Origin of the sequence: Superficieibacter sp. BNK-5 (assembly GCF_047456055.1) — a bacterium.
In the GTDB taxonomy this organism is placed as follows: Bacteria; Pseudomonadota; Gammaproteobacteria; order Enterobacterales; family Enterobacteriaceae; genus Superficieibacter.
Window position 1 is genome coordinate 920,962 of sequence record NZ_CP179893.1, and the last position, 15,582, is coordinate 936,543.

16 protein-coding genes are annotated in these 15,582 nt (G+C 54.4%); 13 read left to right on the top strand and 3 right to left on the bottom strand.

Going from position 1 to position 15,582, the window contains the following annotated elements:
- Window positions 1-45 precede the first annotated feature (45 nt).
- The 11 genes from ACMGGS_RS04470 to ACMGGS_RS04520 all read left to right on the top strand — a co-directional run bounded on the left by ACMGGS_RS04470 (window position 46) and on the right by ACMGGS_RS04520 (window position 9,735).
- A complete protein-coding gene (locus ACMGGS_RS04470) occupies window positions 46-2,331 on the top strand; it encodes a phage tail tape measure protein (RefSeq protein WP_414165194.1) in 2,286 nt (761 codons plus the stop codon).
- A complete protein-coding gene (locus tag ACMGGS_RS04475; protein ID WP_414165195.1) occupies window positions 2,331-3,284 on the top strand; it encodes a phage tail protein in 954 nt (317 codons plus the stop codon). Before ACMGGS_RS04470 ends, ACMGGS_RS04475 begins: the two co-directional genes overlap by 1 nt.
- Window positions 3,284-3,493: a tail protein X gene (locus tag ACMGGS_RS04480; protein WP_414165196.1), complete on the top strand. Its 210-nt coding sequence runs from the start codon at window positions 3,284-3,286 to the stop codon at window positions 3,491-3,493. The genes ACMGGS_RS04475 and ACMGGS_RS04480 overlap by 1 nt, the downstream gene beginning before the upstream one ends.
- The gene (locus ACMGGS_RS04485) at window positions 3,481-4,521 is read left to right on the top strand and encodes a phage late control D family protein (RefSeq protein WP_414165197.1); all 1,041 of its coding nucleotides are present in this window, start codon (window positions 3,481-3,483) and stop codon (window positions 4,519-4,521) included. Before ACMGGS_RS04480 ends, ACMGGS_RS04485 begins: the two co-directional genes overlap by 13 nt.
- A gap of 9 nt (window positions 4,522-4,530) precedes the next feature.
- Window positions 4,531-5,316, top strand: a complete 786-nt coding sequence (locus ACMGGS_RS04490; protein ID WP_414165198.1) for a phage baseplate assembly protein V — start codon at window positions 4,531-4,533, stop codon at window positions 5,314-5,316.
- Between the two features lie 99 nt (window positions 5,317-5,415).
- Window positions 5,416-5,775, top strand: a complete 360-nt coding sequence (locus tag ACMGGS_RS04495) for a GPW/gp25 family protein (RefSeq protein ID WP_176918721.1) — start codon at window positions 5,416-5,418, stop codon at window positions 5,773-5,775.
- Entirely contained in the window at window positions 5,766-6,881 is a 1,116-nt protein-coding gene (locus tag ACMGGS_RS04500) for a baseplate J/gp47 family protein (RefSeq protein ID WP_414165199.1), read from the top strand. Before ACMGGS_RS04495 ends, ACMGGS_RS04500 begins: the two co-directional genes overlap by 10 nt.
- Window positions 6,874-7,590 (top strand): phage tail protein I, encoded by a 717-nt coding sequence (locus ACMGGS_RS04505; RefSeq protein WP_414165200.1) that lies wholly within the window; start codon window positions 6,874-6,876, stop codon window positions 7,588-7,590. Before ACMGGS_RS04500 ends, ACMGGS_RS04505 begins: the two co-directional genes overlap by 8 nt.
- Window positions 7,591-7,592: 2 nt before the next feature.
- Window positions 7,593-8,546, top strand: a complete 954-nt coding sequence (locus tag ACMGGS_RS04510) for a phage tail protein (RefSeq protein ID WP_414165201.1) — start codon at window positions 7,593-7,595, stop codon at window positions 8,544-8,546.
- Window positions 8,546-9,283 (top strand): DUF4376 domain-containing protein, encoded by a 738-nt coding sequence (locus ACMGGS_RS04515; protein ID WP_414165202.1) that lies wholly within the window; start codon window positions 8,546-8,548, stop codon window positions 9,281-9,283. Before ACMGGS_RS04510 ends, ACMGGS_RS04515 begins: the two co-directional genes overlap by 1 nt.
- On the top strand, window positions 9,280-9,735 hold the full coding sequence (locus tag ACMGGS_RS04520; protein WP_414165203.1) for a hypothetical protein: 456 nt from the start codon (window positions 9,280-9,282) through the stop codon (window positions 9,733-9,735). Before ACMGGS_RS04515 ends, ACMGGS_RS04520 begins: the two co-directional genes overlap by 4 nt.
- A gap of 13 nt (window positions 9,736-9,748) precedes the next feature.
- Here the strand turns inward: ACMGGS_RS04520 and ACMGGS_RS04525 are convergent, their stop codons facing one another.
- Both ACMGGS_RS04525 and ACMGGS_RS04530 read right to left on the bottom strand, forming a co-directional pair.
- Window positions 9,749-10,534: a DNA polymerase beta superfamily protein gene (locus ACMGGS_RS04525; protein ID WP_414165204.1), complete on the bottom strand. Its 786-nt coding sequence runs from the start codon at window positions 10,532-10,534 to the stop codon at window positions 9,749-9,751.
- Complete coding sequence (locus ACMGGS_RS04530; RefSeq protein WP_414165205.1) at window positions 10,534-11,670, bottom strand: slipin family protein; 1,137 nt, start codon at window positions 11,668-11,670, stop codon at window positions 10,534-10,536. Before ACMGGS_RS04530 ends, ACMGGS_RS04525 begins: the two co-directional genes overlap by 1 nt.
- Before the next feature lie 483 nt (window positions 11,671-12,153).
- Here ACMGGS_RS04530 and rtcR point away from each other — a divergent pair, with 483 nt between their 5' ends.
- The gene (gene rtcR / locus ACMGGS_RS04535; protein WP_414165206.1) at window positions 12,154-13,737 is read left to right on the top strand and encodes an RNA repair transcriptional activator RtcR; all 1,584 of its coding nucleotides are present in this window, start codon (window positions 12,154-12,156) and stop codon (window positions 13,735-13,737) included.
- 48 nt (window positions 13,738-13,785) lie between these two features.
- Here rtcR and ACMGGS_RS04540 read toward each other — a convergent pair whose 3' ends face one another.
- Window positions 13,786-14,352, bottom strand: coding sequence for a serine acetyltransferase (locus ACMGGS_RS04540; RefSeq protein WP_414165207.1), 567 nt, complete (start codon window positions 14,350-14,352; stop codon window positions 13,786-13,788).
- A gap of 284 nt (window positions 14,353-14,636) precedes the next feature.
- Here ACMGGS_RS04540 and panS point away from each other — a divergent pair, with 284 nt between their 5' ends.
- The gene (gene panS / locus ACMGGS_RS04545) at window positions 14,637-15,575 is read left to right on the top strand and encodes a ketopantoate/pantoate/pantothenate transporter PanS (protein ID WP_414165208.1); all 939 of its coding nucleotides are present in this window, start codon (window positions 14,637-14,639) and stop codon (window positions 15,573-15,575) included.
- Window positions 15,576-15,582 lie beyond the last annotated feature (7 nt).

Genomic DNA, 15,582 nt, shown 5'->3' on the forward strand with positions numbered 1-15,582 from the left:
CCGGCAAGCCTGTTACCGGGCCATCAACTTAAATGAGAAACCATTTTGGCCAACGATATTATTACTCAGCTTCAGGCGCGTAATGAGACGTTGACGCAGGCAATAGCCCGTTACGGCTCACTCAATGCCAACATGCTGTACTCGCTCAGTACCGAGCAACGTAAAATGACCCAACTGACGCAACAACTTACCGACTCCGCCTTTCGCCGGGAAGAGAACGGTCAGCAGCGCGTCGAATTGCTGGAAAAATCGCAACGTTTCGCCGGGCAATTCGGCAAACTCCTGACTATTGACGCTCCTGACTGGGCCTTGCCTTACGATTTTCAGGACAAGATGGTCGATATGGCGCGTAAAGGCGGCATGGATGACGGGACACGGGATGCCTTAAGTCTGAGTCTTCGCAACTGGAGTATGGATTTCAATCAGGATCAGCAGGCTTTGCAAGACGCGGCGTCCTCAATGATGGAAGGCGGTATCACCTCATTACAGGATCTTAGCCGCTATATGCCTGATATCGCCAAAGCCGCCACCGCCACCCGCGATAGCGCAGAGAGCTGGGCGCAGGCGGCCATCGCAACCCGCAGCCAGCTAAACATCGATCCTGCTGACTTTCGATCCGCGCAGAATATGCTGTTCAGCGTCAGCAAAAACAGCGGCATTTCTGTGGCGGAACAAACGCAGTGGATCGCTCACTTTGCCCCTAAAACGATGGCGACGGGGACTGAAGGTCTCGCCACGCTGGCAGCGACAATGCAAATCGCCATGCAAAATGCGCCGAACGCGGCTGTGGCGGCAGAGCATTACGACCATTTTCTGCAAGCGACCTTCTCGAAAAAGACCGATAGCTGGTTCGCCAGTCAGGGCGTGGATTTGCGGGGTTCCCTGCTGGAACATCAGCAGAACGGCGTTGGCGTCACGGAAGCGATGACGCATATCGTGCAGATGCAACTGGATAAAATGAACCCGCACATCCTTGATGCGTTAAAACAAACTATGAAGATTGAGGATCTCGCTGCCCGCGGCGACGCGGTGAAGGCCGTCTCGACGCAATTCAATCTGAATGCCATGTTCGACGACGCGCAGGCGCTGGAATTTATCACCCCGATGCTGGCGAGTATGGACGAGTATCGCCAGTTAAAGGCCGACGCGATGCAGGCCACGAGTCAGAACCTGATCGACGATGATTTCACTGCCAGAATGGCATCATCAAAAGAACAAACCAAAGCGTTACAGCTGGCGTTAAACGATCTGTGGCTCACCGTCGGCCTGCAACTACTGCCCGCCGTGGGTGAACTGGCGCAAACCCTCACGCCGCTCGTTCGCCAGTTCAGCGCCTGGCTACGGGAAAATCCGGCGCTGGTACAGGGAATAGCCAAAATGGCTGGCGCTATCTGGCTGTTCAACGGTGCGCTGAACATCCTCAGGCTGGGGGCAAACCTTATCGCCTCACCGTTCATTAACCTGATCGATATTTTCCTGAAGGTGAAAGCCAGCCTGGCGCTGGGCGGCAGTGTCAGCAACGCACTGACGTTCCTGAAATCGCTGGGTAACGGCGCGAAGACGCTGGCAACATTGCTGGGAGGACAGCTGGTCAGCGCGTTGAAATGGGTCGGCCAGGCATTTATCTGGCTGGGACGGGCGCTGCTCATGAATCCCATCGGCTTAACTATCACCGCCATTGCGGGCGCGGCGTACCTGATTTATCGCTACTGGGAACCGCTTTGCGCTTTCTTTTCCGGCGTCTGGGCGCGGATCAAAACGGCGTTCGATGGCGGTCTGGCGGGCATCACAGGGCTGATTTATGACTGGTCGCCGCTGGGTGTTTTTTACCGCGCGTTCGCCAGCGTGATGGACTGGTTTGGTATTGAATTGCCCGCCAGTTTTAGCGAATTCGGCAGCAACCTGCTCAATAGCCTGATCGACGGTATTTTGAACGCGCTGCCGTTCCTGAAGGATGCGATTGCACAGATGAAAGACCAGATCCCTGACTGGGCGAAAAGCACGCTGGGCATCAGGATAGAAAAACCGGTTGCCGTAGCTCCCCTGCCCGGCGTGGCCGGAATGCTGCTGTCACATCCCGTCAGTCCGCCAGCAACGAAAACTCCAGCAACCTCTCTCGCCCTGGCGGAAAAATCCGCTGCGACATCCTTGCCGCGACCTCCGCGTGCGCCGGGCAATGTCCAGGTTCATTTTTCTCCACAAGTCACGGTGCAAGGGAACGGCGCGAATGCCGCCGGGGATGTTCACAACGTGCTGGCGCTGAGCCGACGGGAACTGGAGCGAATGGTCAACGACATAATGGTGCAAAAACAGCGCCGGGAGTACGCCTGATGTATGCGGTATTAGGAGACATTGAATTCAAAGTCGTCGCCTGTTGGGACAATTTTGAAAGTTCGACGGGTGTGGATTACGCCAGTCATGCCCGTATTGAAGGCAAACCGGGCGTGCAATTTATTGGCGATAAGCTGGAAAAAATCACCCTGCAATTTAGCTTTCACAGCCAGTTTTGCCAGCCAGCGACGGAGATGAACCGCCTGCGCAGCGCGATGACGGCGCATCAGGCGATGGCGCTGGTGTTCGGTAACGGTGAGTATCGCGGCTGGTTTGTGATTACCGAGCTGACGGCCACCCACAAGCATACCGACCCTTACGGCAACGTCATTGCCCAGAGCGGAAATCTGACATTGCAGGAGTACATCGGCGATCCAAAAAATCCGCTGTTGCCTCCCGCCATCACCACGCAGGAGCCGAATATTGACGAGATGCTGGATGATTTTCCCGATCTCAACGACAGCTGGTTCGATGACCTGATGAGCATGATTGAGGAGGGTATGCGCGAAGCCAAAGAGATGCTTGATGATATCGCCGATGCCATTGATGACATCAAAAAGACGATTAATAAGGTGAAGGAACTGGTGAAGGAAGCCAAAGCGCTGAAGGAAAAATGCAGCAAAATCATCGCCTCGCTAAAGAAAAGCATCGACGGAATTGAGGCGCTTTTTCAGCAGCCGCTGGACTGGCAAACGCTGGCGGCGCTGCCAAAAGCCCTGGCGGCAAAAGTCCAGGAGCTGATGAAAAGCCTGCCGGGTATCCGTCAGTGCGCCAGCGACGCGACCACGCTTATCAAACACGCCGAATCGCTGTTTGAGGCGATCACCGACAGCGTGGCGGGGGAAACTTACGACAGCGCGACATCGCTGGTGAACCAGGCTCGCAGTACGGTACGGCAAACCTCGCCTGCCGTGAGTCAGCTTGCCGCCGCCGATATTACGAGGAGTCTGTAATGCGCTACCTTGAACATGTCACGACAGACGGCGAACGCTGGGATAATCTCGCCTGGCGCTATTATGGCGATGCGCTGGCCTATGAGCGCATCATTGCGGCCAATCCACACGTTGCCATCGTTCCGCTATTGCCGTCAGGTGTGCGGTTAATCATCCCGGTTATTAGCGTCACACAAACCACCCAGGAGCTACCGCCATGGCTGAGATAACCGTGTCCGGCGGCGTGACCGCCACTCTGACACCCATTTTTACGCTCTGGTACGGGCATAAAGATATTACCTGGGACATTGCGCCGTACGTCACCAGCATCAGCTACAGCGACAGTATCAAAAACGAATCCGATGTGATCGCCATTACGCTGGAAGATACCGCCGGCCGCTGGCTGAACGAATGGTATCCCGGAAAAGGCGATACGCTGGCGCTGCATCTGGGCTATCAGGGCGAAGATCTGCTCAACTGCGGGATTTACACCATTGATAAAATTGATATCGCCGCCCCGCCCTCGACAATCAATATTGATGGGATCGCCACCTCAGTCAGCAAGGCGTTGCGCACCAAAAACAGTCAGGGATTTGAGAAAACCACGCTTTCCGCCATCGCCAGCCGCATCGCGCAAAAGCATGGCTTAACGCTGGTCGGTCAAATCGCGCCGCTGACGATTGACAGGGTAACGCAGTACGCGGAAACCGACGTGGCGTTTCTCCGGCGTCTGGCAAGCGAATATGGTTACACCGTGAAAGTGACGGCAAAGGAGCTGATCTTTGCCCATCTGCCGACGCTGCGCTGCCTGGCTCCATTGAGAACGCTCAAACGCACGGATGTCACCCATTATACGTTTAAAGATACCATCAACCGTATCTACAAAAATGCCACCGTACAGCATCAGAATAGCCAGAAAAAAGAGCTGGTTATCTATACCCACGACAGTAAGGAGAAAGCCTCGGCGCGCGGGGCGTCAACCAGTGCCGACACCCTGAAGCTCAACAGCCGCGCCCCGGATGCTGGCGCGGCGCAGGCCAAAGCGACGGCGGCACTGGACAGCCATAACGAATATCAGCAGACCGGCACACTCACCATGATGGGCTGCCCGCAGCTGACGGCGGGCAATAAAATCGAGCTGAGTGAGTTTGGCGTTCTGTCCGGTCAGTGGCTGATCGACAAGTCGATGCATAAATTCACCCGCAGCGGCTATACCACAGAAATCGACATTTCACGCGGACCGGCCACCAGCCAGTAAGGAGTTAATATGAAAGGCGTTACCCGCCAGACAGGGATTATCAGCGATATTGATGAGGCGACCGTGCGCGTCAGGGTGACTCTGCCGGAGTGCGATAACCTGAAGAGCAACTGGCTGCCCATCCTGCACCGCAACTCGCAGGATAATAAAGACTACTGGCTACCCGATCCAGGCGAGCAGGTTGAAGTGCTGCTCGACAGTAACGGCGAGGACGGTGTGGTGCTGGGGGCGGTCTATTCCACCGTCGACACGCCGCCGCTGGCCTCGCGCGACAAACGTTATGTACAGTTTTCCGATGGGGCGGCTTTTGAATACGACCGTAAGCTGCATCAACTCACCATCAATGGCGGCATTGAAAAAATCGTGATTGAGGTGAAGGACAGCACCAGCCTGACCTCACCTCTGGTAGAGGTCAATGCGCAGCGGGTGTGCGTGACCTCTGACACGGTGAGCGTGAAGGCCACGGACGTCAGCGTGGAAGCCAGTACCGTGGGTGTTAAGGCGATGGACGTCAGCGTGGAAGCCAGCACCGTGGGCGTGAAAGCGATGGATGTCAGCGTGGAATCGGCTCGCACCGGCATCAGGGCGCTGGAGGTCACCGTCGATGCCCCGCTCAGTACGTTTACCGGCGATGTGACGGTAATGAAAAAACTGACCTGGCTGGGCGGTATGGCAGGCAGTGGCGGCAGCGGAAATAGCGCCATCATCACCGGTAACGTCAACGTTCTGGGCAACGTCAGCGCCAGCGGCAAACTCATTGATAGCGGTGGTAACTCAAACCATCACTCCCATTAATCTTCACCCGCCGCAACGGCGGGTTTTTCTTTTTTTAATCAATCCCTTTCCTAAAGCACTTTAATATCACCGTTCGCCTTGCCGGGCGAAAATAACCTCATGAACACGAAAACACGACCCTCAACCCTGCACTGGCAACCCGCCTTGCAGCGTCCTGAAGAATACGTCTGTGGGCTGGATGATATTCATCAGGCAATACACATCATTCTGCGCACGCCGTGTGGCAGCGATCCCCACAGGCCGCTTTTTGGCAGCAATTTGTGGCGCTATATCGATTACCCCATCGAGCGTGCTATTCCGCACGTGGTCCGGGAGTCGGTGGAGGCGATCCGCCTGTGGGAACCCCGCTGTCGCCTGCTGAAGGTCACGCCGACGATTAACGGCGAACATCTGACGCTGCATGTGCAATGGCGCGCCGCAGACGGCGTAATCAACGCTACGGAGGTATTATGGCGATAGCCGAACCCGATTTTATCGACCGCGATCCGGCGCAAATCACCCGTGAGATGATTGCGCAATACGAAGACGCCAGCGGTAAAAAACTCTACCCGGCACAGGCGGAGCGACTGCTCATCGACCTGTTTGCCTATCGTGAAAATCTTGTCCGTATCGCCATTCAGGAGGCGGCGAAGCAAAACCTGGTCGCGTATTCCCGCGCGCCCATGCTGGATTATCTGGGCGAGCTGGTGGGCGTTCACCGTCTGCCCGCTCAGGCTGCAAAAACGACATTGCAGTTTTCTGTCGCGACGGCCAGCAGAAGCAACATTCTCATTCCGCAGGGAACCCGCGCCAGCGCGTCGGATAGCGTCATGTTCGCCACCGATGAGGATGTGCGGCTCCCATCCGGCAGCCTGAGCGTGGCCGTTACCGCGACGTGCGTGGCGACCGGTGAATCAGGCAACGGCTGGCAGCCTGCGCAGATAAGCGCGCTGGTGGACAACATCGGCAGCTACGATATCAGCGTCACCAACCTGACCGCGTCAACCGGCGGCTGTGGCGAAGAGCGCGACGATGCGTTGCGTGAGCGTATCCAGCTGGCACCGGAAAGTTTCAGTAACGCGGGCAGCTATGGTGCCTACCGCTTTCATACGCTCTCCGTCAGCCAGTCGATTATCGACGTGGCGGTGCTGGGACCGGATGAAGGGCTGGAAGAAGGCTGCGTGGAGATCTATCCGCTGACCCTGAACGGCCTGCCGGGCGCGGAACTGCTTGAGCAGATCGAGCGGGAAGTGAGTAAGGAGAAAAAGCGCCCGCTAACCGACAAGGTGAGCGCAAAACGCGCGCCGCGCGTGGCTTATCAAATCCGCGCCCGGCTGACGCTGTTTACTACCGCCGATCAGCAGACCACGCTTGCCGCCGCACGCGAGGCCATCAGCACATGGACGCAACAGCGCCAGACCCGATTAGGCCAGGACATTGTGCCAAATCAGATCATCAAAGTGCTTCAGGTGAATGGCGTTTACGACGTGGCGCTGGAGTTGCCGACCAAAAAGGTATTGCAGGCGCACGAGTGGGCGGAGTGTACCGCTATCGACGTGACGATTGCCGGAGTCAGCGATGGATAAATTACTCCTGCCGCCACCGCTGGCCAGCGATGAACGCTTTTCGATTCTGGCGAATATCGCCGCTGAACGTTTTGCCCAACTCGATCTGACGGCGCTGCTGGTTTATCTGGTGGATCTGGTCGATGCCTCTGCCCTGCCGTCGCTGGCGGAACAGTTCCACGTGCAGGGGCTGGAAGGTTGGCTATTCGCCAGCGATGAGCAGGAAAAGCGCGAACTGATTAAGCAGGCGATTGAACTGCACAAATATAAAGGCACGCCCTGGGCCGTCCGCCGCGTGCTGGAAATATTATCGCTGCCGGGCACCATTGCTGAGTGGTTTGAGTATGGGGGGAAAGCGTATTTTTTTAAGATTGAAATTGAATTAATCGACCGGGGTTTAAATGAAAGTGAATTTAATGCGCTGGTGGCGCTTATTCATGAATATAAAAACGTTCGTTCGAAACTGGAAGCGGTAATTATCTGGTTAATAAACCAGAGTCAGCTACCAATTATCGGCTGCGCCACCCAGGGCGGTGAAGTTATCACCGTATTACCGCCCATCGCGGAGAGTGTCAGTCAGTCTTCCATTATTTATACCGCGACGGGATGCAGCACCGTGGAATATACCCTGCTGCTGCCTTATCAACCCGATCGTATTACGCAACCCCTGTCTGTTTCTGTAGGCGCAGGGTACTGGAGTACCGAAATTATGTCTGTTTACCCGGAGTAATTATGGCTAGTGAATTTTTTACAATATTAACCACCGCGGGGAAATCGAAGATTGCCGCCGCGCTGGCAGAACAAAAGCAGATCTGTCTGCAAACGATGGTTGTCGGCGATGGTAACGGCAAGTACGTCGAACCGCAGGAAAGCCAGACGAAAGTCGTCCATGAAGTGTGGCGAGGTCAGCTTAATACCCTGAAAATCGCTCCAGACAACCCGGCGTGGGTTATCGCCGAAGCGGTTCTCCCGGAAGCCGTGGGTGGCTGGTATATCCGTGAAGTCGGCCTGCTGGACGTTGATGGCACGCTTATTGCGATTGGTAAATTCCCGGAAACCTATAAGCCGTTGCTGCCCGCCGGGGCCAGCAAGCAGATTGTGATCCGCGCGGTGATGGAGGTAACGAACGCGGCAGCCGTGACGCTGATGGTCGATCCGTCGATCGTGCTGGCAACGAGGGAATATGTTGATCAGACAATGGCAGAGCATATTGCGGCGGCAGATCCTCATTCGCAGTATTTGATTGAGGCAGAGATCGACAAATATATTCCGGTTGGGCTTCCACTTCCGTGGCCACAGGCAATACCACCGGAAGGCTGGCTTAAATGTAATGGTGCGGTATTTGATAAGAATAAATACCCTAAGTTAGCCCTTGCTTATCCTTCCGGTACGTTGCCTGATTTGCGTGGCGAGTTTTTACGCGGCTGGGATGATGGGCGCGGGGTTGATCTGTGGCGCTCTGTATTAAGTGCGCAACCTGATGCTTTTGCCAGTCATAATCACTCTATTCGCACAACGGCATCTCTCACTACAATTAATGATGACGGTGATCCAGTCCGGGGTGAAATTAGAGGCTCAATAAATACACAAGGTACTTTAGGAGAAAATAAAGTTATTGGCATGTTTGGAGGGAATGAAACTCGTCCTCGCAACATCGCATTTAACTTTATTGTGAGAGTAGCATAATGAAAAAAACACAATTAAATAATAATAAGCTCGCTAAGTCGAATGGTTATATCAACGTATTTCATTATAACGGAGTAACCCGCGAATATTTATCTTCATCCGAAGAGTATTTGTCTGATGGTCAGGGAATCCCGGCAAACTCCTGTACTGATGCGCCACCTGAGCAACGTGAAGGCTATGCCATATGCCGTACCGCCGATCTGGCCGCGTGGGAGTATCTCGCAGACCACCGGGGTGAAACTGTCTATAGCACTGAAACCGGTAAGACAGTGGCAATCACAATTCCAGGAGGATATCCGGCGCAGACCACAACGCTAGCTCCGGTATCTCCCTACTCACGATGGGACGGAGAAAAGTGGATCGCAGATGCAAAAGCGGTAGCTCAGGCAAAAGCTCAGGTCATACGATCCATTAAAGCCCAGCGCGACGCCATCACCGCCGACTACATCATCATCGACGGCAACCATTTCCACAGCGATGCCAACAGCCGTATCCAGCAACTGTCGCTGACCAAAATGGGTCAGGCAAAGCAAATCCCGAAAGGGTTAATGTGGCAGACCAAAAATAACGGTCTGATTGCCTTAACCAACGAGATTGCCGCACAGTTCGAGTCTGTCACGATGGATCACGACATGCGCCTGTTCGCCAACGCGCAGCGGCATATTGCCGCCGTCGAGGCGCTGGAAGATATCCAGGCGGTGATGAAGTATGACTATTCAACAGGCTGGCAGCCATGAGTGAAACAGTTGTCTGGCTCGCCTGTTACAAAGGCCGGGCTGAGCACCGGGGGATCGCCAGAATTGCTGACTGGGTGACGCGCAAAGTAACGCGCGGCATCTATTCCCACTGCGAGCTGGCCGTGGCTCGCGGTGAGAATGAATACCTGTATTACTCGTCATCTCTGCGTGACAGAGGAGTACGCGGCAAGCTGATGCCATTACCGGAGAATAAGTGGGATAAACTGCCGCTTCACGTCAGTTTGCAGGAGGTAGAGGCGTTTTTTCGCCAACACTGCGGCAAGCGCTATGACTGGCGGGGGGCGCTGGGCCTGCTATGTTGCAATAAACAACGTCAGGACCGGCTATTTTGCAGCGAGTTTTGTGCGGAATTCTTGCAGTTAAAAGAAAGCTGGCGCTATTCGCCCAGTCACCTCTATGCCCTGGTCAGCAGCTGGCAATACCGTCCATAAATAACGCCGGGCTTTATGCCCGGCGCATTACCGTCTGATACAACAATCGGTCCAGTTCTCCGACATCGCCTTCCCGGCTATCCGGAAGCACAGGCGGGATCTCTCCCCGAGCCAGTTCCGCGCGAATAAACGCATGCAGTCGCGGGCGGCGCGGGCCATATTCGGCTTCCCCGGTGCGCTGTTTACGCTCCACCAGTTCATCAATCTCCTGACGTAACGCGCCGTCCAGATCGCTTCCCGCCAGCAGCTCAGCAAAACGCATTGGCGGCACGCCCTTCCCCGCTTCCACCCAGCGTACCGCCAGTAACGGACGCAGCACGTAGAAGTATTTTTTTAACCGTACCTCATCCGCCTGCAAATAGCCGCGAAAGTTTTTCCGCGCCATGGAGTAATAGTGCCAGCGCGCGCGCAGTGGTGAGAACCATTGAGGGACCAGCGACTTGAGCGTTAATATCGTCGGCGGCTCCTGCTGATAAACGATGGGCGAGTCCAGCCACTCGATAAGCGTTGGGTTGGCATTTTTCAACAGGCCAAGCGCTTTACGCCATTCCCAGCCGCAAACGTCCAGCTCATCATCTATCGGCAGCTCGATCACATCGCGCGCAGCCTCCACGCGCAGATACCACTCGGGCGTATGCACATATAAAAATCGCACATCGTAGTCGCTGTCCGGGGAGGCGAATCCCCAGCCACGGCTGCCCGACTCGCAGGCATAAAGCACTTTTACCGCGTATTTTTGCTCAACTTCACTCAGCACCCGCCTTACGCGGGCCTGCATTGCCTCACTGACGCCGTTCATCAGGCTTCTCCTTTTATATTCACCAGGCCGTGCAGCACCTGGTCAAGGCCGCCGAAAACAGAGATTTTATCGATGCGTTCTGCCACGCGTTCCAGCGTTTCCAGCTCCTTCAGACGCAACGCCACCGGGTTGCTCTCCATCACTTTAGCCGTGTTCAACAGCGAACGGGTCGCCGCCGTCTCTTCCCGTCGACGGATAACGTTGGCCTGGGCCGATTTCTCCGCCTCAACCAGCTTTGTCAGAATGGTTTTCATATCGCCCGGCAGCACAACATCTTTCACGCCCAGCGAGGCGACGGTCATACCAAAGGACGCCATGCGTTCCGCCACCTGCGCGCTCACCACATCATCGATAATCTGCTTATTTTCCAGCAGCTCATCCAGCGTGCGGGTGCCTACCGCTTCGCGTAGCGCAAATTGTAATTCCCGGTAGAGATGATCCACCGGCTTCGTCAACTGGCTAAACGCCTGCAAAACATCGCTATAGTTCCAGTTCGCCGCCAGGTTCAGGCGCAAATTCACTTTATCCCGCGTTAAAATTTCCTGACCGGCCACTTCCAGTACCTGAAGACGCAAATCGACGATTTCCGCTTCTACCAGATGGTTCACTTTCCAGTACGCGGTCAGGCCCGGCGGCAGTAACGCCTGGGTTTCTCCGTCGATTTTCAAGACGCCGGCATGCCACGCGGGCACGTTGACCGTCAGGATAATGTCGCGTCCTTTCACCGCTTTATCGCGAGCGCGAGGCTGTAAAACCGCCTGCATAATTTCCGCCGGGACGTGAACATCGCGAGTATCCATCCTTACCAGGCGCAGGTTCTCGCTATCCTGCCAGAACAAACGGCGGGAGGCGGGCGGGATAATCTCCAGCAGCACGCCGTGTGAATAAAGCGCGGCGGCTTCATTCTCTGTGGTATCTGCAACCAGGCAATATTTGTCCACCCACTCCGGATGGAAACGACGCAGCGTGTCCGCCAAATCAGCCGGGACCTCGCTGCCATCACGCGCAATCAGCGTCACGTCCGGGGTGGTAAACCACGGCATACGATGCTCGCCCGCTTCCAGAATCTGATAGTAATCACCCTCTTTTGCCAGTAACCCTAACTGACCATTACGAATTTTCATTTTTTTATTCATTTTATACTCCCTGCGTTTATCAATGCTGAGGCGGGTGCAGCTGCGAAGCCGACGGGGGATCGCCATCCGTTACCTGACGATTTTGCCGACGACCCGGCATCATTACCGACCTCAACCTGAGGCAATCCTGACTGCGGACTGCCGGGTACTGCCTATGTAAACAACCAGTGTTCACCTGTTGGGCGAATACGGGAATCGAACCCGAGTTAACCGACTTTTCGCAAATGTCTTTCCGCTGGCGGAACGCTCCCAGGATAACGGCCCGTGTCGTTCCCGGAGCGCCGGCGGGGCGGTAACCCCTGCGTATCCCGGCGTGCTGACGGATAGACTTTTGCCAGAAGCGTGCCAGAATGCGATTTTGTTGAATAAAATTTTTAATAAATTGATATTTAAGTCTTTTATTTTTTCAGGATTTAAGAATCTGAATCCAGGTGCTATGCTTAATTTATCTTTTAAAAGCGCTATTTATCTTTAAGGATAAGAATGAAAAAGCGGCGGGTAGTGATTGGCGTCATTGGTACGGTACTGGATAAACGCGGTAAACGGGCTAATCGCTGGGTGAAATGGCGGCCAACGGTGGGGCTATGTCAGCAGCCCGATTTGCCTGTCGATCGCCTGGAGCTACTCTACCAGGCCAAAGACCGGGGAATGACGGAACAGCTTCGGGAGGATATCCAGGAGGTCTCCCCGCAAACTGAGGTACGTACGCATACCGTCGCTATTAACGATCCGTGGGATTTTGAAGAGGTTTATGCGGCATTCCTCGATTTTGCCAGCCATTACTCTTTTGATACCGAGAACGAAGAGTATCTGGTGCATATTACTACCGGCACGCACGTCGCGCAGATTTGCTGGTTCCTGCTGACGGAAGCGCGCTATCTTCCCGCCAGCCTGCTGCAAACTGGCCCGCTAAAAAATCGCGAGGACGACAATCGCGCGGCGGGAACGTATTCAATTATCGACCTCGATCTCAGCCGTTACAGCACGCTGACCAGCCGTTTTCAGCGCGAACAACAACAGTCAGTCTCGTTCCTGAAAAGTGGAATTGATACCCGCAACGCAACGTTCAACCGGATGATCGATCAGATTGAGAGAGTGGCCTTACGTTCCGATGCGCCGATATTGCTCACCGGCCCAACGGGTGCGGGTAAGTCCTTCCTCGCAAAACGAATTTATCAGCTACGCCAGTCGCGCCATCTGGTTGCGGGTAAACTGGTGGCAGTGAACTGTGCCACGCTGCGGGGTGATAACGCGATGTCGACGCTGTTTGGTCATGTAAAAGGGGCGTTTACCGGTGCGCTCCAGCCGCGTACGGGTCTGCTGCGCGAAGCTGACGGCGGCGTGCTGTTTCTGGATGAGATTGCGGAACTGGGCCTTGATGAACAAGCCATGCTGCTGAAAGCGATAGAGGAGAAAACGTTTTTCCCGTTTGGTTCAGATAAAGAAGTTCATAGCGACTTCCAGCTCATCGCCGGGACCCATCGCGATATGCAGACGTGGGTAGCCGAGGGTCGCTTCCGGGAAGATCTTTATTCGCGAATTAATATGTGGACTTTTGCCCTGCCCAGCCTGGCGGAACGGCGGGAAGATATTGCGCCCAACGTTGAGTATGAACTGCAACGTTTCGCGACTGACCGTCAGATGCAGGTCCGCTTTGATAAAGAGGCCCGCGAGCGTTACCTCCATTTCGCCCGTTCGCCACAGGCCGCCTGGCGAGGGAATTTCCGCGAACTGGGTTCGTCCGTCGCCCGTATGGCTACGCTTGCCGAGCAGGGACGGATCACCATGGAACTGGTTGAAGAAGAGATCCTACGCCTGAAACAAAGCTGGCAGCCCTCATCACAGATCTCCCTTCCGACAATAAGCGAAGAGATCGACCTTTTTGAGCAGAGCCAACTGGAGACGGTGATCCGCGTTTGTCGCCAGTGCCATTCGCTCTCGGAAGCCGGAAGGATGCTGTTTGCCGTCTCGCGGCAGAAGAAAAGCAATCCGAATGACGCCGATCGCCTGCGCAAATATCTGGCACGCTTTGGATTGAGCTGGGAAAGTGTGCGGGAAACAATATAAAGACGGTGAGGCAAAATACAGGGCCGGTACTTTTCGCGGCCCTGATTTTTATATTGCAGGTATGATCCTAGGCTGCATCTGGCAAACATAGGTCGCCCAATCGGGAATATCCGTTAAGACCAGCGACATCGCGCCGACTTTCACATTATTACCGATTTTTATTTCTCCCAGGATACAGGCTCCGGCAGCAATATTGACATTATTGCCAATCTGGGCGGCTGATGCATCGGTATCATTACGCAGACCAATAGTGACATGTTGATAGATTACCGCATTATCACCAATGGTCGCCTTACCGGAAATCACCACTCCTGTCAGATGAATAAACTTTGGATTCACACCAATTGAGGCTCTCAAACTGATATCTGAAGCGTAGCGTTGTTGTAGTGACCAGTGTATTTTTTTTGCTACCCGCTTTTGTTGCTTGTTACCCTTCATATACATCTGGCTGGCGAGACGCCACCATAATAAAAAATGCCGTTTTCGGTTACGATGTGCCAGATAGAGACGAAAGAAATTAATATTTCCCTTAGGGGCTAGTTCTGCGCGCCAGAACTGCTTTAATACGGCGCTTTTTTTAGACAACAAAAACAAAATGATATAAATAAGTTTCATTCTTTTTTTTCCAGCAACGTATTCTCTGATACGGTTGCTTATTACTTTTACATGCTCACAGCTGAATAAAGCTAGATGACAATACGCTCTTTAGCAATACCTGCAAGAACAAAGTGATGGTAGGTTGAACCACAGCAACAGATAGCCGGGCGAGCATCATGAAGCCTCTTCATCATAATTTGTTTGAATAAAATCTCCTCACACGATAAACAATACCTATGGCCGGGCTTGATCCCGGCTTTTTTATAAAAAACACAACGCACAACATCCCTGAGGAAAACAAGATGCTCTCTATACTGACCCGGCTGTTCCCGCTATGGGCGCTGCTGCTCTCCGTTATCGCGTATTACACGCCCGCGACGTTCGTCCCTATCGGCCCGTGGGTCAGTACGCTGCTAATGCTGATTATGTTTGGCATGGGTGTGCATCTGAACATCGCCGATTTTAAGCGGGTGCTGTCACGCCCTGCGCCTGTCGCGGCGGGTATTTTTTTGCACTATCTGGTAATGCCGCTGGCGGCGTGGCTGTTGGCAATGCTGTTTAAGATGCCGCCGGATCTTTCTGCCGGGATGGTGCTGGTGGGTAGCGTCGCCAGCGGTACGGCGTCGAATGTGATGATTTATCTGGCAAAAGGCGACGTGGCGCTGTCCGTCACGATTTCCTCGGTGTCGACGCTGGTCGGCGTGGTGGCCACACCGTTGCTGACTCGTCTGTATGTGGATGCGCATATTCAGGTAGACGTAATGGGAATGCTGGTCAGTATTTTACAGATTGTGGTGATCCCCATAGCGCTCGGTCTGATTGTCCATCACCTGTTTCCGCGCGTGGTACGGGCGGTAGAACCTTACCTTCCCGCTTTTTCAATGCTCTGTATTCTGGCAATTATTAGCGCCGTGGTTGCCGGTAGCGCCAGCCATATTGCCTCAGTCGGACTGGTCGTTATTGTCGCGGTGATCCTGCATAACGCTATCGGTTTGCTTGGCGGGTACTGGGGTGGCAAGCTGTTCGGCTTCGATGAATCCACCTGCCGGACGCTGGCAATAGAAGTCGGGATGCAGAACTCCGGTCTCGCTGCCGCGCTCGGTAAAATCTATTTCTCGCCGCTGGCCGCGCTTCCTGGCGCGCTGTTCTCTGTCTGGCACAATCTTTCCGGTTCGCTGCTGGCTGGCTACTGGTCGGGTAGGCCAATTAATGAGAAACCTAAAGCGGCAAGGCAACATTAATCCCGCC